The 22,976-nt window shown below is 46.7% G+C and carries 20 protein-coding genes and 1 tRNA gene; 4 read left to right on the top strand and 17 right to left on the bottom strand.

Translation table 11 applies throughout. The features are described from left to right. Positions 1-89 precede the first annotated feature (89 nt). From B4V02_RS08905 to B4V02_RS08895, 3 genes are read right to left on the bottom strand one after another with little or no spacing between them, the layout of a single operon-like run. Positions 90-1,610 carry an extracellular solute-binding protein gene (locus B4V02_RS08905; protein ID WP_094154517.1) on the bottom strand — a complete coding sequence of 507 codons (1,521 nt, stop codon included), beginning with the start codon at positions 1,608-1,610 and terminating at the stop codon, positions 90-92. Positions 1,611-1,638: 28 nt separating this feature from the next. After that, a complete protein-coding gene (locus B4V02_RS08900; protein ID WP_094154516.1) occupies positions 1,639-2,262 on the bottom strand; it encodes a YesL family protein in 624 nt (207 codons plus the stop codon). Between the two features lie 21 nt (positions 2,263-2,283). Then, positions 2,284-3,201, bottom strand: a complete 918-nt coding sequence (locus B4V02_RS08895; protein WP_007431155.1) for an ABC transporter permease — start codon at positions 3,199-3,201, stop codon at positions 2,284-2,286. Positions 3,202-3,468: 267 nt separating this feature from the next. On the opposite strand from B4V02_RS08895, the gene B4V02_RS08890 reads away from it, so the two are divergent. Beyond that, positions 3,469-4,368, top strand: a complete 900-nt coding sequence (locus B4V02_RS08890; RefSeq protein WP_094154515.1) for a carbohydrate ABC transporter permease — start codon at positions 3,469-3,471, stop codon at positions 4,366-4,368. 29 nt (positions 4,369-4,397) lie between these two features. On the opposite strand, the gene B4V02_RS08885 is transcribed toward B4V02_RS08890, so the two are convergent. Further along, a complete protein-coding gene (locus tag B4V02_RS08885; protein WP_094154514.1) occupies positions 4,398-6,659 on the bottom strand; it encodes a helix-turn-helix transcriptional regulator in 2,262 nt (753 codons plus the stop codon). A 220-nt stretch (positions 6,660-6,879) separates the two neighbouring features. Here B4V02_RS08885 and B4V02_RS08880 point away from each other — a divergent pair, with 220 nt between their 5' ends. Continuing rightward, the gene (locus tag B4V02_RS08880) at positions 6,880-8,376 is read left to right on the top strand and encodes a GDSL-type esterase/lipase family protein (protein WP_094154513.1); all 1,497 of its coding nucleotides are present in this window, start codon (positions 6,880-6,882) and stop codon (positions 8,374-8,376) included. 167 nt (positions 8,377-8,543) lie between these two features. Further along, on the top strand, positions 8,544-8,876 hold the full coding sequence (locus B4V02_RS08875) for a hypothetical protein (RefSeq protein ID WP_007431160.1): 333 nt from the start codon (positions 8,544-8,546) through the stop codon (positions 8,874-8,876). A 131-nt stretch (positions 8,877-9,007) separates the two neighbouring features. Here B4V02_RS08875 and B4V02_RS08870 read toward each other — a convergent pair whose 3' ends face one another. From B4V02_RS08870 to lspA, 12 genes are all read right to left on the bottom strand, one after another. Continuing rightward, positions 9,008-9,631: a LysE family translocator gene (locus B4V02_RS08870; protein WP_094154512.1), complete on the bottom strand. Its 624-nt coding sequence runs from the start codon at positions 9,629-9,631 to the stop codon at positions 9,008-9,010. Positions 9,632-10,313: 682 nt separating this feature from the next. After that, positions 10,314-10,387 (bottom strand) — tRNA-Ile (locus B4V02_RS08860). A gap of 113 nt (positions 10,388-10,500) precedes the next feature. Beyond that, positions 10,501-10,665: a hypothetical protein gene (locus B4V02_RS26095; protein WP_010345444.1), complete on the bottom strand. Its 165-nt coding sequence runs from the start codon at positions 10,663-10,665 to the stop codon at positions 10,501-10,503. Positions 10,666-10,813: 148 nt separating this feature from the next. After that, positions 10,814-11,455, bottom strand: a complete 642-nt coding sequence (pyrE, locus tag B4V02_RS08855) for an orotate phosphoribosyltransferase (protein ID WP_094154511.1) — start codon at positions 11,453-11,455, stop codon at positions 10,814-10,816. Further along, on the bottom strand, positions 11,452-12,189 hold the full coding sequence (gene pyrF, locus B4V02_RS08850) for an orotidine-5'-phosphate decarboxylase (protein ID WP_094154510.1): 738 nt from the start codon (positions 12,187-12,189) through the stop codon (positions 11,452-11,454). Before pyrF ends, pyrE begins: the two co-directional genes overlap by 4 nt. 125 nt (positions 12,190-12,314) lie before the next feature. Continuing rightward, positions 12,315-15,533 (bottom strand): carbamoyl-phosphate synthase large subunit, encoded by a 3,219-nt coding sequence (gene carB / locus B4V02_RS08845; RefSeq protein WP_094154509.1) that lies wholly within the window; start codon positions 15,531-15,533, stop codon positions 12,315-12,317. Between the two features lies 1 nt (position 15,534). Continuing rightward, positions 15,535-16,671: a glutamine-hydrolyzing carbamoyl-phosphate synthase small subunit gene (gene carA, locus B4V02_RS08840; protein ID WP_094154508.1), complete on the bottom strand. Its 1,137-nt coding sequence runs from the start codon at positions 16,669-16,671 to the stop codon at positions 15,535-15,537. 63 nt (positions 16,672-16,734) lie between these two features. Further along, positions 16,735-18,057, bottom strand: a complete 1,323-nt coding sequence (locus B4V02_RS08835; protein WP_094154507.1) for a dihydroorotase — start codon at positions 18,055-18,057, stop codon at positions 16,735-16,737. A 59-nt stretch (positions 18,058-18,116) separates the two neighbouring features. After that, positions 18,117-19,031 carry an aspartate carbamoyltransferase catalytic subunit gene (locus B4V02_RS08830; RefSeq protein WP_094154506.1) on the bottom strand — a complete coding sequence of 305 codons (915 nt, stop codon included), beginning with the start codon at positions 19,029-19,031 and terminating at the stop codon, positions 18,117-18,119. Then, positions 19,028-19,594 carry a bifunctional pyr operon transcriptional regulator/uracil phosphoribosyltransferase PyrR gene (gene pyrR / locus B4V02_RS08825; protein WP_094154505.1) on the bottom strand — a complete coding sequence of 189 codons (567 nt, stop codon included), beginning with the start codon at positions 19,592-19,594 and terminating at the stop codon, positions 19,028-19,030. Before pyrR ends, B4V02_RS08830 begins: the two co-directional genes overlap by 4 nt. Before the next feature lie 505 nt (positions 19,595-20,099). Continuing rightward, positions 20,100-21,071: an RluA family pseudouridine synthase gene (locus B4V02_RS08820; RefSeq protein WP_094154504.1), complete on the bottom strand. Its 972-nt coding sequence runs from the start codon at positions 21,069-21,071 to the stop codon at positions 20,100-20,102. A 1-nt stretch (position 21,072) separates the two neighbouring features. After that, the gene (gene lspA / locus B4V02_RS08815) at positions 21,073-21,564 is read right to left on the bottom strand and encodes a signal peptidase II (protein ID WP_007431170.1); all 492 of its coding nucleotides are present in this window, start codon (positions 21,562-21,564) and stop codon (positions 21,073-21,075) included. Positions 21,565-21,790: 226 nt separating this feature from the next. Between lspA and B4V02_RS08810 the strand changes: the two genes are divergently transcribed. After that, on the top strand, positions 21,791-22,528 hold the full coding sequence (locus B4V02_RS08810) for a TraR/DksA C4-type zinc finger protein (protein ID WP_007431171.1): 738 nt from the start codon (positions 21,791-21,793) through the stop codon (positions 22,526-22,528). Between the two features lie 28 nt (positions 22,529-22,556). Here the strand turns inward: B4V02_RS08810 and B4V02_RS08805 are convergent, their stop codons facing one another. Next, entirely contained in the window at positions 22,557-22,949 is a 393-nt protein-coding gene (locus tag B4V02_RS08805; protein WP_094154503.1) for a DUF5665 domain-containing protein, read from the bottom strand. Positions 22,950-22,976: the final 27 nt, after the last annotated feature.

The following is a 22,976-nucleotide window of genomic DNA, read 5'->3' as shown; positions in this document are numbered from 1 at the left end:
AAAGCTTTTAAAGCGGCCGCTTCGCTGTACAGCACCATTCCGCCTATTCCGTTTTTATGGTCATTTTTTGACTTCGACTTATCTGGTCCTTATTTTTTGGATTTCTTATACGCTTCCTCATACTCAGCAGTAATTCGTGCTCCACCGGATTTTTTCCAGTTTTCTACGGCTGCCTTAAATCCGGCTTCATCAAGCTCACCCATAATAAATTTGAAGGAGGCGTCGGTAATGATTTTCTCCAGCTCTGTGCCTTGCTCATTAGCTGTGACTGAGTCCAGAGGCACCGTCGGGTCCAGAACTGCAAATTTATTATTTTCCCGGACTAACTCATTAGCCAGTTCCTTTTCTGGATTGGCATCTTTCAAGTTATAGGTCACTTCACTTGGTCTGGAGCTTGAAAACGGCTGAACATCGGCCTGCCACAAATCTGTATCAATAATTTTGAAGGCTCCGTCTTTTTCGATCTTATAATGAGTGCCTTCAATCCCACCGGTCATATACATATATACATCTTTGTCAATTAAGTCATCTACAAATTGCAGCAGTCTTTTCAGCTCAGCTTCCGTCTTTACTTCGGATTTAGGAAACGCCAGCAACCCACCTACCCCGCTGCCCTCAGACCATACGTGGTATTTGCCATCTCCATTCGAAATCTTATTGACAGGTACCAGCTTCAACCCCTTTTGCAAGCCTTGGGACAAGGTTCTGAGGTTAGAGATATCGATCATGCCCGTATAAATACCTGCTTTGCCTTGAGCAAATTGTTGCTGCTGGTCTGTTTTGGCAGTTACCGCAAAGTCTTTAGAGAGATAGCCGTTTTTGTATAGCTTTTGCGAATACTTTAACGTTTCCATGTATTGAGGAGTATCAAATTCCGGCGTAAACTTTCCACTTTCATCTACTTTCCAGCCATTCGGTGTACCAAAATAGGAACTTAAAGTTTTAAAGCTGCTGTAGCGCAGATCCGATCTGTCAACAAACCCTGTCGTATCATTTTTGCCATTCCCATCTGGATCATCTTCTGTAAACGCTCTCGCAACTTCATACAGCTCATCCAGCGTCGTCGGCACTTTCAGACCCAAGCGATCCAGCCAATCCTGACGAATGACCAGACCCGCACGAGCCAGATTCTTCTGGAACGGAACACCATACAGCACCCCTTCAATGGAAGCGGCTTCCCGCACTTCAGGCGGGATCTTTTTCAAATTTTCATAATCATCCAAATATTTTCCTACATCCCAGAATAACCCCGATTTCAATGAACTCCGCACTGAAGAATTTGTCATCATCGTCAGAGTCACCATATCTGCCAATTCACCCGAGGCTAATGCAGTGGTGATTCTCTCTTCCTTGGAAGCATCCGGCACCCAGTTGAAGGTGATTTTGGAATTGGTGTATTCTTCGATTTTACTTTTGATCGTTTCTGTAGGCGGCGAAGCTGTATGCAATACGTTTAACCAGGTAAATTCCAGTTTGGACTTCGGATCATAGGTTTGGCTGCTTTGATCCTCCGCTCCCTTGTCACCACAAGCAGCTAAAAAAACACTCATGACCATAAGTACGGCAAGAAGGCCCGATACTCCCTTTTTCATTGCGATTCCTTTTTTCATCGTGTTTGCTCCTTTTTTGTTTATATATTTATGCCATATCTTCCTCTTTCACCAGAACCTCTCGCTCTATTTTGCTGAACACCTGATGTGTCATCCACATCACGAGATAACCGAGGATACTCGCTCCGGCAAAAGTCAGAATTCCCGGGTACAAGCCTAAAATCAATGCAAACAGCACGACAATGGCTACAAAAAGAACGAGTGTATATTGTAAATACGAAAATCCAATCACGATCGACATTTTGATTTTCAGTTTGATGCCTTTCCAATCATAGTGAGCCAGCAGCGGAAAAATGTACGCCAAAGAGATCAGATACAAAAAGGCTCCCATAAGCGTCACCACACGAACATACCAGGACGAGACATTGACGATATCCACGTAAAGCACATAACCCACGAGGCTGTAGAGTCCGCCAATAATCGCTGCTTCTTTAAAGCTTTCTCTAAAGTAACGTACAAACGTCGAGAAAATGGGCACATCCTCATTGCCTCGAATCCATTGCCTTAAAACACTCAGCATGGCGACGGTGGCAGGCCCCACACCTATAAAGACCAGGCCCAGGATTGTCGCAACCGTCCATAGCAGGTTAAGGTAAACCAGCTGAAGCAGGCGCATGCACCATTTGTTCATGTTTTCTACAAACCGTACCATTGTGCATCCTTCCCGTCGTCATTAGTAAACGCCGTCCTCACCAAATTTCTTGGCCAGTCGATTGGAGAACATAATCAGGATTAACCCTACGACCCCTTTAAAAAGTCCTACCGTCGTACTGAAGCTTAATTGTCCATTCTTTAAGCCCGCGGTATAAATGTAGGTATCAAAAATTTCGGCAACCTCACGGTTCAGTGAGTTCAACAGCAGATACATATGCTCAAAGCCCAAATCCAGCGTGCTACCAATTTTCAAAATGAGCAGTGTAATAATAACCGGGCGGATCGCAGGCAAGGTAACATGCCATGTTTTTCGTAGGCGTCCTGCACCGTCCATCTCTGCTGCCTCGTACAATTGCGTATCTACCACTGTGATTGCGGATAAATAAATGATGGTAGACCAGCCGAGCTCCTTCCAGATGACTTGCCCCATGTAAACGGTTCGCAGCCATTCCGGAGAAGTTAAGAAGCTGATTTTCTCACCGCCCAGCGCGGCAATCATTTCATTCAATACCCCGCCATCCACCGTAAGGAATACATAAGAAATCGAAACGATGATAACCCATGACATAAAGTGCGGAATGTAGATGATGGTTTGAATCATGTTTTTAAAAAACAGCTTCCTGACCTCATTCAGCATCAATGCCAAAATGATAGGTAATGGGAAAAAGATTACAATGTTCAGTGCAAATAAAATTAGTGTATTGCGTAACAGCATAAAAAACGTAGGCTCAGTAAATAAACGGATAAAATGCTTCATGCCTACCCACGGACTACCCGTGATTCCCTGAAAGGCTTGATAATCCTGAAACGCAATGACCAAGCCCCCCATGGGGAAGTACTTAAAAATAATGAAGTACACCAGCCCGGGTAACACCATCAGATACAGCAGCTTGTGTTTTTGCATGCGTAAAAGGCTTTCTGGGGTTTTTTTGTTCATTTATTTGACCTCCTTCAAACGTCCTGTATACGTTTTCAAGAGTACGTGATTTTTTGCATTCCGCATATAATCATCAAATGACAGCGTTTACAAAACTGTGTGCACAGCCTACTCTTCAGCCTTTTCACCTTACCTAATGATTACTATACAACCTAATGATTATCCTCTTATTTCCACTCTTAGGGAACACCTCAAGATTTGATTATATACGGAATTTCTTCCTCTTGATAAGGTTGACATGTAAACGATTACGAGGAGGTCACCCTATTGACGCAACGATTACAAAAACAAAAATTACGAAAAAAAGAATCGCTGGGCAGTCGTATGTTCAACATTGTAAATAGTACATTATTGATTCTCATTGCCCTCACTTGTCTCTTGCCTTTTTTGAATATCATCGCCAGCTCTTTTGCCTCAACCGAAGAAGTGATAGCCAAAAAGTTCATTTTATTCCCGGTTACTTTTTCCTTGGATGCCTACCGTTATATTCTGTCGACTCCCACGATTTTTAGAGGTCTTGGGGTTTCGGTCGGAGTAACGATCGTTGGTACTGTCGTAAGTATGATATTTACCGCTTTTATGGCCTATGGATTATCACGAAAATATTTACTTGGCCGCAATACAATTAATTTCATTGTTGTGTTTTCGATGCTGTTTAGCGGGGGAATGATTCCGACCTTCCTGGTCGTCAAAAGCATGGGGCTTATCAATTCGTATTGGTCCTTGATTCTTCCCGTGGCCATTAATGCGTTTAACCTGATTATTATGCGTAACTTTTTTCAGGCTTTGCCGGATGATTTGGAGGAATCCGCCAAGATGGACGGGTGTAATGATTTTGGGATTTTCTTTAAAATTATGCTGCCGTTAGCCCTGCCTTCGATTGCAACCATTTCCCTTTTCTATGCGGTAGCCTACTGGAATACGTATATGCACGCGATTCTCTACATCAATGACTCTGCCAAATGGCCGATTCAAGTCTTGCTCCGTCAAATTGTAATCGTTTCCAGTGGTATGCAGGCAGAAGGAACCGCTGTAGATGTCATCCCACCTGCACAGACGATTAAGATGGCGGTCATTGTCATTGCAACCGTTCCTATGCTAATCGTGTATCCATTTGTACAAAAGCACTTTGTTAAAGGGGCCTTGTTAGGGGCGGTTAAAGGGTAAGCTACCCCTGGATTGCTGTGAAGTTCAGGTCAATTGGCTTGCTTCATCTTCCGATAAGCTCCCGGTGTGACCTGTTCCTTCTTCCGAAACGAGCGAATAAAGTTTTGCGAATTATGATATTGCAAGCGCTCGGCGATTTCTTTAATCGTCATATCCGTTTCGACGAGCCATTTCTTGCTCATTTGCAGACGGTAGCCCATCAGATATTCGCTGAACGTCGTTCCGTATTCTTTTTTGAAGATACTGCTCAAATAATTCGGATTGTAATGAAGCCGGTCACCAATGAGTTCCAATGATAATTCTTGATCATATTCAGCACGGATCATAGCGGCAATTTTTTCCGAGAGCGAGCGGAATTGCTGATTCGTCTTCTCCTTCATGCTTTTTACCATAGGCAAAATAATTTGCTCTACCAGCATACGCTCAATCTCTTCCGGGTTTCGGATATCCAGCAGGCGATGATACAGGGCATGATTGTCTTGTGTCAGCAATACTTCGATCCCTAACAGCTGCTCCAATTGGATGAGGTTATTCACAAACCGTACCAGCAGCACCTCAAAGTTCATGGAATGATTGTTTTTGGTCATCATTTCCGCCAATAAGGAATGGACCGTATGATGTACCTGCTCTTCATCCCCTATTCGGATGGCGTCAAACAGCTGCGATTCCAATTCCGCAGGATAGTGAAGCAGCACCGGACCTGAAATGACCATGGAAATATCTTCGTAAAAAATAATCGACTCTTTACCTAAATTCAAACGATGATGCAGGGCTTGCTTGCTCATCTCACAGGCTTCTTTACTTTCTAATAAGTTACTGTACGCAGTGCTAATGCCTACGCTGATGGATACATTCAAATACTCTTTTACGGCTTGAATCAAAAGGGTCGCATCATCCAGTACCTGCTTTCTTATTTCATGCTCGTTCTTGTCTGTCAATATGAAAATGGTAGCCTGGGTATCATCATTCAAAATGATGGGCAGCATGCGCTGCTGCTCTGGAATGGTTTCTTCTACGATTTTGTTAATGGCTAGCAGCAGTACATCTTTATCCGATGGCTCCCGATCGCCCAGATTGTCCAGTTGGATCAGCATCGTAATATACATTTGATTCTCAAGCTGCGAATAGCCGAGGCGAGGCATTTTTCGTGCCAATTCCTCCTCAGAAATACGCTTGCGGAACAGGTTGAGAATCAATTGGGTTTCAAGCTGCGGCATTTCGGACTGAATGAGGCTTTCCAGGCTTTCCTTCTCTGTTACAATGGTGTCGATGGAATCAATGATCCATTCAATTTCATTTTTGGAAGGCTCATTTTTGAAGGTGAAATTAGGGTTTTTTGGGAGGCTGCGTTGAATCTGCTGGAATGGCTTGGTAAAATAAATAGCAATGAAATACGCCACCACTACAATTAAAAGCGTCAGCACAAGTCCCATCAGGATGATCCCAAATTTGGTCGTTTGAAATGCATTCGCAATTTCATTTTTATCTAATACCGTTAAGTAAGTCCAATTGTTATATGCAGATTTGGCATAAATGATTTGCCGTGCAGGCTGATGCTTCGTTTTCTCCAATGTCAGCATGCCTGTGTTGTCTGATTTTGCTGTAACTTCTGAAATGTGCTGAAGCTGCTGGGCAGACAATAAGCGGGTAGCAGGCTCAGTTTCGTACATTAGATCGCCCTGGTTATTCAAAATAAAAACGGGCATATGATCCTCTGTTTGAATGGTATGACTTAACGTCTGCGACGAAATATCAGACAAAGCAATGGCCTGCTTCTTTTTGGAAAATACAGGAAGGGTATTCACAAAACGGATTCCTTTATCTGTTTTAATCCAGAATAGTCCCTTATCCTGCTGCTCGATATAAGTATGAATCAGCTTCTCCCGTTCCGTTGTTGTCAAATAGGACAGGCTTCCATTAGAAATTTTCCAATTTTGGTCCAAGCTGATCAGTGAATATTCCGTTCCTTCCAATCCCATCGTGGCAATATAATTGAGCTGCGTATTCACATTCCGATAGGCTATAAAGTCTTTTTCGGTAATGGGATGTTTCACAACTTCATTAAACGAGCTGGTCGTACTGTACGTATTAAAAGCATATTCAATCGTTTGTATCTTCTGCTCCAGACTGTTTCTGATCTGTGCCATGTAGCTTTGCTTGGTATTGGAAACTCTCTCCACAACGGAGCTAATTGTTGTAAAATAGATGTAGCTGCCAAAGCTGGCCACCAAACCTATTCCCAAAACCAGAATCGTAATAAAAATGGTGTAGAACATTCTTCCTTTTTTCATTGCGCTCCCCCTTTTTCTTGGTGTTATACCAAAATTATAGCGCTTTCATTATGAGGTTTAAATCATTTTTTTCACGTGTGCATTATTTTTTCTTTACATCCAGAACCGTACGACCCTGCTCTTCAAGCCGAAATGTTAATTGCCATTCTATCCGTATGGTTCCAGTTTAAGTTGATTTTTTTCGTGCGGCGGCATCTAAAAAGAAACCTGGAGGTACCTTATGTTACACGTTATCAGTCCTAAAGAAGAGATTATAAAAGAGCAATTTCCAGCAGACACGTCCTTTCTCTCCCTCTATCCAGTTGCAGTTCAGGAGGCTCGTCCCTTTATATTGGTATTGCCCGGCGGTGGCTATGAGCATTTGGCTTCACATGAAGGAGAACCTATCGCCCGATGGTTGAATGATTTGGGCATCCATGCAGGAGTGCTGGAGTACCAAGTCGGCGATTTCGAGATCACCTCCTTGCTGGACGATGTGGAGCATGCCCTGCAATGGGTGCGCCAAACCCCAAAGGAATGGGCTGTGATTCCTGAACAGGTAGGGCTGATCGGTTTCTCGGCAGGCGGACACTTAGCCTCCATCGTTGCCACCACGGGAATAGAGAAACCGAATCTCCTGCTGTTGGGATATCCCGTCATTTCGTTCCATGACTCTTATACGCATATCGGAAGCCGTACACATTTTTTGGGTGAACAGCCAACACAGGAGCAGCTTCAGGCCTTTTCATCCGATCAGCAAGTGACTTCACAGACACCTCCAACTTTTATGTGGACTACAGCCAATGATGCCACCGTTCCGGTAGAAAACAGCCTCTTGTTTGCTTCCGCATTGTCCAAAGAAGGGATTCCATTTGAGCTGCATGTATTCGAGGATGGACGGCACGGCTTAGGGCTGGCAGAGGACAACCGTGAATGCCGACAATGGCTCAAGCTGGCGGAGGCCTGGCTTCAAAAAAATCATTATGTTCAGGCAAAACAGCCGCTGCCAATCCGACTGTTTATCGCTGGGGACTCGACTGCAGCTCAAAAGGGAGCTACCGAAAAACCGATGACAGGCTGGGGCGAACACATGCAAAGCTACTTGGACCCGTCTGTTCATGTGGATAATCGCGCGGTGAATGGGCGCAGCACCAAGTCCTTTATAGCAGAAGGCCGGTTGGCTGATATTAAGAAGGATTTTCGAGCTGGCGATTATCTGTTTATTCAATTTGGACACAACGATGAGAAAAAAGAAGATCCTACCCGTTATACCGATCCTGATGGGGAATATCGTCAAAACCTTATTCAATGCATCGAATCTGCTCGGCAGCGTGGCGGGATTCCCGTGCTATTGACCTCTGTAAGCCGCCGCCGCTTTACCGCAGACGGTGAACCTGATCCGCTGGCTGTGGGAGCCTATCCCGCAGCCATGAGACAAGTTGCCAAGCAAACCCATACACCGCTGCTCGATATTTTTGAGGCTTCTCAGCAGCTCTATCGTTCCATGGGTGAAGAAGCCTCCCGGCAGCTATTTATGCATTTGCCTGAACAAACGCATCCGAATTATCCTGCCGGGGTAACGGATAATACCCATTTTTCCGACGAAGGAGCAAGACAGATCGCCAAGCTTGTAGCGGAGGCCATTGATCAATGTGCGGAATTGTCTGCATTAAAGCGACGTATGGTTGGATGGAATCAAGGCAACGGAGAATGTCTGATGCACGAGCTTACAAACTAACATGAAGAATTCTTTAATTGTTATATTTTAATTCTTTTGTATCTTATAGGACTTTAGAACTGTTTTGTTGTATGATTTTGATAACATTTGTCGAACGAAGTGAAATCAGCAATTTTACATGGTATATTTTGGGAGTTCGTTTAACAACACATCAGGAGGAATTCTTTATGAATATTAAAAAAGTAGTATTATCAACAGCCATGTCTTTGGGACTCATTGGCAGTATTATTGTTCCTAGTGCGTCCGCAGCAGTAGGTCCTTCTCCGGAAATTACGCCTATTGTACAAGTAAACGGGGTATATTACAGAACTGCTAAGCTCCCAAGAAATTACTCTTACGCGTTGTCTAATTACCCAGGAGATACTTATAAAGTGGCAAGCGGAAATGTCACAGTCTCCGCCTCCGGCGTGGTAACAACCACCACTGCAACGAACGCAAGAGTCGAAATTTATGGTGGTAACGGCAAATTGAGAATGGTGTACACGGTTAAGGTATCCTAAAATAAAAACGATAAAAATAGCACTGTCCGTTTATTTGGGCAGTGCTTTCTTTTTAGACTCCTTTCTTTATGGACTCAAATCCTGCTAGCCTATAGCGACGTATTCACGAAGTGCTTCAATATTATTGCTATTCAATGTCCTGTTCTTTGAACTCTAAAGATCATATTTAGACCGAATCCAATCAATACGAGACCCGTAGCTTTATCAATAACATTTTGTACTCTCGGAGACATTAACCATTTCCTTACATAGCTTAATAAGAATACGATTGTGGCAAACCAAACAATAGAAACAGCAGCATAAAAGAACCCCATAAGTAAGAATTGCAGACTTGGATTGTAGTCTGGCGTAATGAATTGCGGTAAAAACGTTAGAAAAAATATAGCTACTTTAGGATTTAAGGTGTTAGATATGAGCCCTTGCATAAAGGGTGACTTCTTCGAGTGTACTGACTGATCATAATTCTCTGTTGGTTTACGCCGTTTGATGAAAGATAATAGGCCCATATAAATCAAATAGATAGCCCCGATATACTTAACCACTTCAAATGCGAATGCTGATTTCATCAAGAGCAAGGAAAGTCCCAATGCAGCAGCAGCCGTATGAACAAGAACCCCCGTAGTTATACCTAGTGCAATTTTGATACCATCCCTTTTGCCATCGGTGAGTGTTCGCTTTGTAATTAATGCGAAATCAATCCCGGGTGACATGACTATAAAAATAAGTAATATCACAAAAGCTAGTATGTCATTCATGAATGTGCCTCCATTAATTGAAATTTCGGATACATAATACTAACGCGTTGCTGTTCTTTTTTCAACCTCCGTAGTCATCCTCCTACGTATGTAATGAACAATTTATTGCTTTATTAAGTAATTAGCACGCCCACAAGATTCAATATGTTGAGTTAGCCTATTTGTAAATATTTATAGAAAAACAGACCTAGTTCTAAATTGGTTCAAGGAAACAAACAATACGAACCAACGACTGATCGTGTAAGTTATACTTATCCTGAGTTACAGTCTGAAATACTACCTGGTATGAAGACAGAAGGAATTCTGACATTTTCAAAAGTAGACTCTTCTAAGGATTTAACCTTAATTGCAAAAGGGTCTTCGGAGGATTTTACCATTAAAAATAATCCATTCAAGTTTAAAATTTCAAAAAAGTAGTCTTTTTGGAGCTTCTTCTAGCGTATAGATTGCATCCCCCTAGAATAGATATTGATCCCCTCTGGGTAATTCAATATATTCTAAGGGGTGCATTCTTCATGGCAATGAAAGGTCAAAAAAATTAAATCGCATTCAGAAGAAGTGAAGAAAGAGAGAAGGTTCGTTAACAAATTATATCGCCCCCTTTTAAAGGCTACTTCACTCCATTTTCTCAACCTCTATAAACAACAAAAAAACCCTTGCTACGCAAGGGCTTTTGAGGAAATGGGCCCTGAGGGACTCGAACCCCCGACCAATCGGTTATGAGCCGACCGCTCTAACCAACTGAGCTAAGGGCCCTCAAAAAAATCTGTATATTCACGCTACATATTCATAACAGCAACGTTAATTAATATACAACATTTTCTTGTGTTTCGTCAATAGCTTTTTAAATATTTTTTTATTTTAATAGCTCACGGAATAAATCGGACGCCATAACGCCCCTTGCGCGAGCGGTACACCTCCACTGCACGGGGATCGTTGTAGCCGTACATCCAGCCGTCATGCTCCAGCCTTTTTGCCAGACACCCGGCCTGAAATTTAGTCGTGTACAGTCTGCCATAGTAAACCCAATACATCCGAACTCCCTCTTTTCACATGATGGTAGGAGTTAGTGTAACCGGATCGAATTCGATTTACACCGCCTGAATCATAACAATCTATGCTGGATGGCAATGAGTCTGTGCCGTACTAATCATTAGCTCCGTTGCCTCTATACGCTCCGCCTTATTTGCCAAAGGAAGCCGGGTCCTGACGCCAGGAACGCAACAGCTCCATCTCTTCCTCCTGAATGGTTCCTTCACGCAAGGCAACCTCCATCAGGGCCGTGTAATTGGACAAGCTTTGCAGCTTCACGCCCGCTTCTGCAAAAGCTTGAGTCGCTTTGTCCAGCTGGTAGCTAAAAATAGCCAGTACAGCTAACGGCTGAGCGCCTGCTTGTGCTACGGCCTGCGCTGCTTTAATGGAGCTGCCTCCTGTAGAGATAAGATCCTCGATAACCATAACCTTTTGTCCGGCGCTAATCCGGCCTTCGATTTGGTTCTCTTTTCCGTGTCCTTTAGCCTTATCCCTTACATAGGCCATCGGCAAATTCAGCTTTTGCGCCACCCAGGCTGCATGAGGAATCCCTGCTGTAGCTGTCCCTGCAATGACTTCGGTTTCGGGATATTGCTCACGAATGAGGGCAGCAAATGAGTCTGCAATCAGCTCACGCACCTCCGGGTAGGACATGGTAAGGCGATTGTCACAGTAGATAGGTGATTTGATACCGGATGTCCATGTAAAAGGCTGTTGCGGACGAAGTGCCACCGCCTGAATGCGTAACAGATGGGATGCAATTTGCTCAGGTATATTGTTTAATGTACTCATAATTGAATCATCTCCTCAATAATATGTTCCGCTGCGGCGCGTGGGTCTGGCGCTGCCGTGATCGGCCGGCCAACGACAATGTAGCTGCTGCCTTGGGCAATGGCTTGTCCAGGTGTAAGCACACGCGACTGATCACCTGTAGCGCTGCCTGCCGGGCGTATGCCAGGGGTTATGGTTTTAAAGTCAGATCCGCATACGGCACGAATCGCAGGCACTTCCAATGGGGAAGCTACCACACCGTCCAGCCCCGCCTCACGAGTCAGCTGTGCGTAGCGCACGACCACATCCTGTACCGTACCAGGAATGCCGAGCTCCGTATTCATGGTCGCCTGATCCGTGCTGGTCAGCTGTGTAACTGCAATAATGAGCGGCATGGCGAGCGAGCTGTCTGCGGAAATCGCTGCTTCGGCTCCGGCCCTGGCCGCTGCCATCATACTGCGACCTCCAGCCGCGTGTACGTTAAACATATCCACCCCTAAGCGGGTAATGCTTTCTGCCCCTCCACGCACCGTGTTAGGGATATCATGCATTTTCAAATCCAGAAATACGGAGTATCCTCTTGATTTTAACTGCTCTACAAAAGCCGGTCCTGCACTATAAAACAGCTGCATACCTACTTTGATATAGCAAGGGATACCCTCTAGCTGCCGAATGAACTGCTCCGCCTGCTGCGCATCCGGGTAATCTAACGCGACCATCAGCCGTCCTGCCATCTGCTGAAATGCTTCGTTCACCGTTCTACATCCCCTTTTTCACGACAATTCGGGTATATTTGCCCGTGATAAAGGACATCCGTCAGCAAAAGCTGATGAATGTCCTTCCTTGTGCTGCTTATTTTTCATCATCTATTGGCATCTTGTTAGCTGCTCAGAACCGGCATGGATTCGGACGTGAAATTAATTGTCTCCAGCATTCTCAGCAAGGCGCGCACCGTATCCAGCGAGGTCATGCAGACAATACCGTTTTCAACCGCTTCACGGCGGATACGGAATCCGTCACGCTCTGGCGTTTTCCCTTTAGTCAGCGTGTTGAATACGAAATTGGCTTCGCCTGTGCGGATCATATCGAGAATATTCGGATTGCCCTCACTCAGCTTGTTAACTGTGTTCACCGGAATGTTGGCCTGTTCCAGTGCAGTTGCCGTTCCACCTGTGGCAATAATTTTGTAGCCCAGTCTGTAAAAGCCCTGCATCAACTCAATAGCTTCTTCTTTATCTTTGTCCGCTACCGTGATGATGATCGCCCCGGTGGATGGAATTTTCATGCCAGCGCCCACGAGTCCTTTGTACAGCGCTTTGGCATACTGGATGTCACGCCCCATAACTTCACCTGTCGATTTCATTTCTGGTCCCAGCGTTGGCTCTACTCGGCGCAGCTTGGCAAAGGAGAATACCGGAACCTTAACCGATACATAGTTACTTTCAGGCCATAGGCCTTCTGTGTAGCCTGCTTCCTTAAGCTTACCGCCCAAAATAGCCTGTGTCGCCAGGTTCGCCATCGGGATGTTCGTTACCTTGCTCAGGAAAGGAACCGTCCGCGAGGAGCGAGGGTTAACCTCGATGACATACACCTCGTCTTGATGAATGACGAATTGAATGTTTACCAGACCGATCGTTTTCAATTCCTTGGCGATGCTGATCGTAATTTCCACGATTTTTTGCTTCAGCTCGGCAGACAAGTGCTGTGGCGGATACACGGCGATAGAGTCACCTGAGTGGACCCCAGCCCGTTCCACATGCTCCATAATGCCTGGTACCAGTACTGTTTCGCCGTCACAGATGGCATCAACCTCAACTTCTTTCCCCAGCATATAACGGTCGATGAGCACAGGATGTTCCGGATTGATTTTAACGGCTTCTTCCATGTACCGCAGCAATTCCGCATCCGAGTAGACAATTTCCATGGCGCGTCCGCCCAGAACGTAGGATGGACGTACCAGTACCGGGTAACCCAGCGCCTGAGCGGTTCCTACCGCTTCGTCTACAGAAGTAACCGTGTTGCCTTTAGGCTGTGCGATGGCCAGACGAGACAACAGTTGCTCGAACTTTTTCCGATCTTCCGCTTCGTCGATACTTTCCAGACTTGTACCCAAAATGTTCACGCCTGCCGCACTAAGCGGAGCTGCGAGATTAATGGCCGTTTGACCGCCGAACTGAACGATTACCCCGATCGGTTTTTCCTGCTCGATGACGTTCATGACGTCCTCGAAGAAAAGTGGTTCAAAATAGAGACGGTCGGATGTATTAAAGTCGGTCGAAACAGTCTCCGGGTTGTTATTAATGATGACTGCTTCGTAGCCTGCTTTTTGAATAGCCCATACCGCATGTACGGTGGAGTAATCAAATTCAATCCCCTGCCCGATCCGAATCGGCCCGGAACCGAGAACAATAACTTTCTCCTTGTTGGATGGAATGACTTCGTTTTCCACCTCATAAGAGGAGTAGTAGTAAGGCGTTGTGGCTTCAAACTCGGCTGCGCACGTATCTACCATTTTGTAGACAGGACGCAAGTTTTGAGTCAGGCGGAACTCCCGTACCTCTTGCTCCGTTGTCAGCTTGTTAGTGGTTTGACCCAGACTGCGAATCTCGGCGATAGAACGGTCGGTAAAGCCTTTGCGTTTGGCCTGATAGAGCGTTTCGCAAGTCAGCTCAGGCTCTCCTGCAATGACAGCTTCAAACTTGACGATTCCTTCTACCTTATCGAGGAACCACCAGTCAATTTTCGTTAAATCCTGAATTTCCTGCTGCTGCCATCCGCGACGGAATGCCTCGGCCACCAAGAACAAACGCTCGTCATCTGCTTTAATCAGACGCTCTTTAAGCACCTCATCAGACAGCTGATCGGCTCCCTTCAGGTGCAGACGATGCACACCGATTTCCAGGGATCGAATCGCTTTATGGATAGATTCTTCGAACGTGCGGCCAATGGCCATTACTTCGCCTGTCGCTTTCATTTGCGTGCCCAGCTTGCGGTTGGCAGAAATGAATTTGTCGAACGGCCAGCGCGGTATTTTGCTCACGATGTAATCCAGTGTCGGCTCAAAGCAAGCATACGTCTGTCCCGTTACCGGGTTCACGATTTCATCCAGTGTGTAGCCCAACGCAATTTTGGCAGCCATTTTGGCAATTGGATATCCAGTTGCTTTGGAAGCCAGTGCCGAAGAGCGGCTCACGCGCGGGTTGACTTCAATGACATAGTATTGATAGCTGTGCGGATCAAGCGCAAATTGTACGTTACAGCCGCCTTCAATATTGAGGGCGCGGATAATTTTCAGGGAAGCAGAACGCAGCATTTGGTACTCGCGGTCTGATAACGTCTGACTCGGCGCTACGACGATACTGTCGCCAGTATGCACGCCGACCGGATCAAAGTTTTCCATATTGCAGACCACGATGCAGTTATCATTGCCGTCACGCATAACCTCATACTCGACTTCCTTCATACCTGCGATGCTTTTTTCCACCAGACACTGTCCAATGGGACTGTAACGCAAGCCGGAGCTGACCGTTTCACGCAGTTCTTCTTCGGTCGCACAGATGCCGCCGCCCGTTCCCCCTAACGTATAAGCCGGGCGAACGATAATCGGATAACCGATTTCCTTGGCAAAATCGAGGGATTCCTCTAATGTAGTAACAATTACACTCTCCGGTACAGGCTGTTCCAGTTCGCGCATCAAGTCGCGGAACAGATCACGGTCTTCGGCTTTTTCAATCGAATCGAGCTGTGTTCCCAGCAGCTTTACGTTTTCACGCTCCAGCACTCCGGCACGAGCCAGTTCCACCGCCATATTCAATCCTGTCTGTCCTCCTAGTGTAGGAAGCAGGCCGTCAGGACGCTCTTGACGGATAATCTGTGTGACAAAATCAAGCGTAATCGGTTCAATGTATACCTTGTCAGCCATGTTGGTGTCTGTCATGATGGTTGCCGGATTACTGTTGATCAGTACCACTTCGACGCCTTCTTCTTTGAGCGCTTGGCAAGCTTGTGTACCAGCGTAATCAAATTCCGCTGCCTGACCAATAACGATAGGACCGGAGCCGATCACGAGTATTTTTTTTAGTTCTGTATTTTTCGGCATATTAGCGCTCTCCTCTCACTGCGGCGGCGATAACAGCCTGACGCGGTTGCTTTGGATGATTTCTTTTGTGCTCTCTGATCATGTCGAGAAAGCGGTCAAACAGATAACCGTTATCGTAAGGTCCCGGTGCAGCCTCCGGATGGTATTGCACGGAAAACGCGGGATACTTGGTATGTTTAAGACCTTCAATCGTCTTATCGTTGTTATTAATGTGTGTCACTTCAAGGTCAGTTCCCTGGATCGATTCCTCATTCACCGTGTAGCCGTGATTTTGCGAGGTGATAAAGCAGCGTTCGCTCGCCAGTTCTTTCACCGGATGGTTGCCACCACGATGCCCGAATTTCAGTTTCTCCGTGTCCGCTCCCGAAGCAAGCGCGAACAACTGGTGTCCTAAGCAAATCCCAAACATAGGATATTCCCCTAACAGCTCAGCGATCGTACGAACAGCATGAGGCACATCTTTCGGATCTCCCGGGCCGTTGGACAGCTGAATGCCGTCCGGGTTCAGGCGGCGAATTTCCTCAGCCGTCGTATTATGCGGAACGACAACCACATCGCAATCTCGCTTGTTCAGCTCGCGTAAAATACCGCTTTTGGCCCCATAATCAATCAATACGATCCGTTCGCCGTTGCCAGGACTGCTATACGGATGAGGTGTGGAAGTCAAAGGCACCTGATTGCGCAGTTCTTCAATGGTCATGTCAGCCATCATTTCCTTCAGTTCTTCCAGCGGCTGAGAGCCAGTCGTTAAAATGCCCTTCATCGTGCCATGATGGCGAATAATCCGGGTAAGCATGCGGGTGTCGATGTCGCTAATGCCAATGATGCCATATTCCTTCAGCAAATCGCCCACGCTGTATTGAGCGCGCCAGTTGCTTGGCACCGGCTCGTAATGTCGAACAGCAAAGCCGTGAACATAAGGCCGTACCGATTCAAAGTCATCGCGAGTAATTCCGTAATTGCCAATCAGCGGGTAAGTCATCGTTACGATTTGTCCGCAATAAGAGGGATCCGTCAGCACCTCTTGATAGCCTGTAATCCCTGTGTTGAAAACGACCTCGCCTGTTTTTTCACCTTCCGCACCAAATGATGTGCCTGTAAACAGCGTGCCGTCCTGAAGCAACAATCTTGCCTGCATCCCGTCTCACTCCTCTGTATTGTTTCCTGCTATAAAACTCTATTTTTCAAATGATTTGTATTTTTAGTTTGCTTGGTCTGCAGACCAAACCAGCTTGCCGTCTACCCAGGTTTTTACGGGCCAGCCTTTGAGCTTCCAGCCTGTAAAAGGAGTATTGCGGCCTTTGCTGGCAAACGTTTGCGGATCAACTGCCTGCTCCTGCTCCAGATCAATCATGGTCAGGTCGGCGGGTGCTCCTTCCTCCAAGCGTCCCGTATTGAGGCGGAAGACACGCGCCGGGTCAGCCGTCATACGGCGTACCAGAAAGTCCAGTGTCCATTGTCCGGTAGCAACAAATTTCGTGTACAGCAGCGGAAAAGCTGTCTCAAATCCGACAATACCGAACGGCGCCAGTTCCATCCCCTTTGCCTTCTCTTCCTCGCTGTGTGCCGCATGGTCAGTTACGATCATGTCAATCGTACCGTCCTCCAGTCCTTCGATACATGCCTGTACATCACGCGGAGAGCGCAATGGAGGATTCATTTTCCAGTTTGCATCCAGCCCGGGAATGTCCTCATCCGACAATACCAAGTGGTGCGGGCATACCTCAGCAGTTACCTTGATGCCAAAAGACTTCGCATGGCGAATCAATCGCACCGACTGCTCTGTACTGACATGGCATACGTGATAGTGTGCCCCGGTTGCCTCGGATAGTAGAATATCCCGTCCGACATGAATCGCCTCGGATTCGTTCGGAATGCCTTTAAGCCCGTGACGCTTGGCAAATTCACCGTCCGTCACCGCTGCTCCTTCCACAAGCGTGTTATCCTCGCAGTGCGCAATAACAGGCATATCCAACGCTTTGGCCCGTGCCATGGCATCCTTCATCATTTGCGCACTTTGTACCCCTACACCGTCGTCAGTAAAGCCGATGGCGCCTGCCGCCTTGAGTGCTTCAAAATCCGTCAGCTCGCGTCCCAGCTCATTTTTCGTAATGGCAGCGTAAGGGAGAACCTTGGCAAGCCCGGCTTCCTCCCCCTTTTTCAGTACCAACTGAACCGTGTCCACATTGTCCGTTACCGGGCGTGTGTTCGGCATACAGGCAATCGTCGTAAAACCGCCTTTGACCGCTGCGCGACTACCCGTTGCAATCGTTTCTTTATATTCAAAGCCGGGTTCTCTCAGATGCACATGCATGTCGATTAAACCGGGGATGACCAGCTTGCCCTGAGCGTCGATTTTTTCGATGTGGCGTTCTTTTTCGGATGCTCCCTCTGGTATCAAAACACTCAGTCCGGAACCCTCATTTACGATAGCCGCAATTTTTCCGTCGGCAATTAGAATGGATTTCAGTTCAGCCTCGCCCTGCTCATTCAATACGCTTGCATTCATAATTAATTGTTTCATGTGAAATGTTCCTCCGCTCAGGTTTTGTGCGACTTTTCCTACGATTCTGCTGACAGCTTCTACAGCTTCATTGCCCGTTCCATAACCGCCATGCGGATCGGAACCCCGTTTGCCATTTGTGGGAAAATCCGTGATTGTTCACTTTCCACAACTGCACTGTCGATCTCCACATTCCGATTGACTGGAGCCGGATGCATAATGATCGTTCCGGGCTTGAGACTCGCTGCTCTCTCCTCTGTCAAACCATACTGCTCTCGGTACTCATCCGCTGAGCGCAGCATACCTTCCGCATGCCGTTCGAGTTGTACCCGAAGCATCATGACCACGTCCGCCTGCAATGCTTCCTGCATCGATACATAAGGCGCGTACGTCGCAAGATCAGATGCCTGCATATTATCCGGTGCGCAGAAGCTGACCTTGGCGCCAAATTTCTGCAAGGCCCACAGATTCGAACGAGCCACACGGCTGTGCAGAATGTCTCCAATGATCGATACGCTCAAGCCTTTAAGCTCACCGAAAGCTTTGCGCATGGTGTACAGGTCCAGCAGAGCCTGCGTCGGATGCTCATTGTTGCCGTCCCCGGCATTAACCAGCGGGACATTGACTTTCTCTGCAAGCTCTTGCAGCACCCCGGCTGGCTTTAGCCGGATGACTCCAGCATCAATGCCCATGGATTCGAGTGTACGTACTGTATCGTAAATGGACTCCCCTTTTTCCACACTGGAAGCCGCAGCAGAGAAGTTCAGAACCTGAGCGCCCAGCCGCTTTTCTGCCATTTCAAAAGAAAAGCGAGTGCGTGTGCTGTTTTCAAAAAACATATTGGCCGCGAAGCGTGATTGCAGTACTGGAATCAGCTTTTCCTGCTGTGATTCCCAATAATGAGCGCGATCCAGAATGGATTCGATTTCATTGCGGCTCATTTCCTTTAATCCGAGCAGGCTGCGTTCTCTAAGTTGACTGGCTGTTGTGATCATTCCTGTTCCCCCCGGTTCTGATTGATCGTCACTTCGTCCTTGCCGTCCGTCTCCTGAAGCGAAACTACGATTTCCTCGGATTTGGAAGTCGGGATGTTCTTGCCGATGTAATCCGGACGAATCGGAAGCTCACGGTGTCCACGATCCGCCAGCACTGCCAGCTGAATCATTTGTGGTCGTCCGCAGTCCATCAATGCATCCATCGCCGCGCGAATGGTGCGGCCTGTGTACAGCACATCGTCAAAGAGAATGACTTTCTTATCATGAACCGATATGTCAGCAGGATACATCAAGAGCTCTTTTCCATTTCCCTTGGCTTCGCCGACGCTGCTCCGGTCATCGCGGTAGGCTGTGACATCCAGCTCTCCCCATGGGATCGGCGCACCTTCGATTTCGGCAATTTTCTCAGCCAGACGCTGCGCCAAATGAACCCCGCGTGTTCGAATTCCTACAAGCACACAATCATCAATACCTTTGTTTTTCTCCAAAATTTCATGTGCAATCCGTGTTAATGCCCGGCGAATCGCAATTTCATCCATCAGTACATGTGTTTCATTGCTCATGCTCCCAGCCTCCTCAGGTGATGTTCCCTTCAGACCTGGCCCCGTGTTCGGATACAAAAAAGACTCCTTGCCCAAGTTTGGCAAGGAGTCTCGTGTGAACAGTCTTCCACCGTTCTCCGATCTCTCGGACACACTGAAGACATACCGCCGCAGCGGATGCACTGATCAGTGATCCATTCACGTTACCTTGCCAGCCTCACGGGACTGATTTAAAGGTGCTATTCAGGATTTCCTTCATCCAGCTTCTCATAGTGTGAGATGGTGACCATCTCTTGGACAAAGTTCATCGCAACTACAAGAAGTATGACAGATTGAAAATCCTGTGTCAACACCTGTTCAACCGGGACCACCGGAAGCACTTTAATAATTATACAACTTTATTGTATAATTATCCATAGTTGTTTTTACCCATACCTTACCCAAACAATAAAAAAACCGCCAAATAGGCGGTTGTATTTAATAATTTATTCAGGTTTGTGAATACGAATACAGACCTTCGTTGCTTTTAGCGACTGCGTAAAGACGCCAATACATCTTCCATATCGAGAGGAATCGGTCTGCTGAACTCCATATACTCACCAGTGGCTGGATGCTTGAAACCCAATACCGCTGCATGCAGCGCCTGGCCATTCATGCGAATCCCTTTATTACGTCCATACATAGGGTCACCCACCAAAGGATGCCCAATAAACTTCATGTGTACCCGAATTTGATGTGTGCGCCCTGTCTCCAATTGAAGCTCAAGCAGGGTGTAATCCCCCAAACGCTCAATGACGAGAAAATGGGTGACTGCATGCTTGCTGTTGCGTTCCGTCACGGTAAACAATTTACGATCACCTGAATCACGGCCTATAGGAGCATCAACCGTTCCCTGGTCGTGGCTCAAATGGCCGTGCACCAACGCGATATATTTACGCGTGACACTGTGTTCCTTCAACTGTGCTGCCAGCGAAGCATGAGCCTTATCATTTTTGGCCGCCATGATCAGTCCTGATGTATCTTTATCAATGCGGTGAACGATACCGGGGCGCAATTCTCCGTTAATGCCTGAAAGATCATGACAGTGATACATCAGCGCATTGACCAGTGTTCCTGAAGTATGTCCCGGTGCGGGATGCACGACCAGGCCACGCTGCTTGTTAATGACAATCACGTCCGAATCCTCGTATACAACATCCAACGGAATATTTTCCGGTATAATATCGACACTCTCTGGCTCCGGTACGGATAATTCAATACGATCTCCTTCAGCCAGCTTGTAATTGGCTTTGATTGCGGAGCCATTGACCAGCACCAGACCGTTTCCGATCCACAACTGTATCTGGGAACGGGACACATCCTCCATTTTTTCGGCGATATATTTGTCTATACGCGTTTTGGCATCACCGGCTTCTGCTGTCCATTCTAATGATTCACGCTCCAGCTCCTCCTCATAAGACAGACCTGTGGATTCACTGCTTTCATTTGTTCCTTTCATGCTACGACTTCCCTTCAATGCTATCATTGCCATTTTCTTTATTCCGACGCGACTCCAGCAATGTATCCAAAATAATCAGGGCTACACCGATGACAATCGCCGAATCCGCCACATTAAAGATCGGAAACGTATAACTTCCAAAATTGAATTGCGCAAAATCGACCACTTCTCCTGAAATAGCCCGATCCAAAAAGTTACCGACTGCGCCTCCAAGCACCAAGCTTAGTGCTACGGGAAGCAATTTCTGACCAGCCTTCACCGTTTTTCGCAAGTACCATACGATGCCGATCACCACGACAATGGTAATCACGATAAAAAGCCAGCGTTGACCTTCCAAAATCCCAAAAGCGGCTCCACGATTACGATGGGACGTGATTAAAAAGAAATTGCCGATTACCGGTATTTGTTCGTACAATTCCATCCGCGTAGCCACCAAATATTTGACACCCTGGTCAATCAAAAAAATAATTAGCGCAATACCAAAATAAATCACAGTCCTTCGTCACTCCGATCTGCTTATATCCGTTGTCGAACCCATTTATTGTAGCATAAGCCTTCTCAGATCGTCCACGAGTCCCATAAGCTTGCAAGTACAGTTTTTGAGTAGAATTTCCTACTGTAAAAGAGGTCTTCCCGGGCAAACTATAAGCAACAAACTACAAAGAGCATACCCCAAGACAATGCACACGCATGTTAACCTAAAACAAGGAGCGGATTTCATGTCCCCATTGACGGAGCAACAATTGCAGGGATTGCGTAACGAACTACTGCAACGCAAGAAAGAGATTGAGCATCGTTTGCAAGGCAATGGTCATTACGGACTCGGCGAATCGCAACGGGATCAAACCGGCGAGCTATCTCCGATTGACAATCATCCAGGCGATCTGGCAACCGAAACCTACGAGCGAGCCAAGGACGTTTCCTTACTGGAGCACGATGAATTCCAATTGGAACGTATCGAATCAGCCATGATGGCGATGGAAAAGGGTACGTACGGCATTTGTGCCGCCTGTGGCAAACCCATTCCTTATGAACGCCTGCTGGCCGTACCCTATACGATTTACTGCAAAGAGCATAACCCCGAAACAGAGGTGTCCAAGCGCCGTCCAGTCGAGGAGGAATTTCTGGCTCCCGCATTCGGCAGAACAAGTCTGGATGAGCGGGAAGATCAAAACGGCTTTGACGGTGAAGATGCCTGGCAAATTGTTGAAAATTGGGGCACATCCAATACCCCGGCCATGGCTGAAAGTGGAGAAATCCATCGTTATGATGATATGGAGATTGAAGCGAACGATGACAATATGGGTTTCGTAGAGCCATACGAAAGCTTTATCGCCACTGACATTTATGGAAAAAATGTATCTGTTATTCGCAGCTCCATTTATCAGCGTTATTTAGAAAATGGCGAGGGTGAAGGTTTGCTGGAGCCGGATATGACGGACGAAGACGAAGCATAAACTTAGATTAAAACAAAAGATCTGTAACCTAGTACGTAGTAAGCTCCAGCTGTCGCTGCACAATCCGTACAATATCAGCAATATAATCACCGATAATCGGTAAATTGAGCGCCCCCAGTACTTGCAGCACATAAATAATGGTGGCCGCAAAGAAAGTAAAGCCCAGGGCAATGCCGACCCCGCGGGACACGCCTGATATTAAATTCAGCCAGAGTAATCGCCACGGCTTATTCAGCAGCAAAGCGTAATCGGCAATGCGTGTCCGTTCCATTTGCTTTGATACAGCATGTATCAGCTTTTCTACACGATTTAGCTTCTCTGCCTGATTACCTGCTGCACTTTTATCTGCGGCTATGGCAGCTTCTCCTTTGTTTATTTTTTGGCGACTGATCCCCTGTCTACGCCTTGATCGTGCCGTCATCTGCACAATCCCCCTTTTTCAATGGCT

It is taken from the genome of Paenibacillus kribbensis (assembly GCF_002240415.1).
Lineage (GTDB): Bacteria > Bacillota > Bacilli > Paenibacillales > Paenibacillaceae > Paenibacillus > Paenibacillus kribbensis.
The sequence above is the reverse complement of the archived record's forward strand: the minus strand, read 5'-3'. Positions and strand labels throughout refer to the sequence as shown.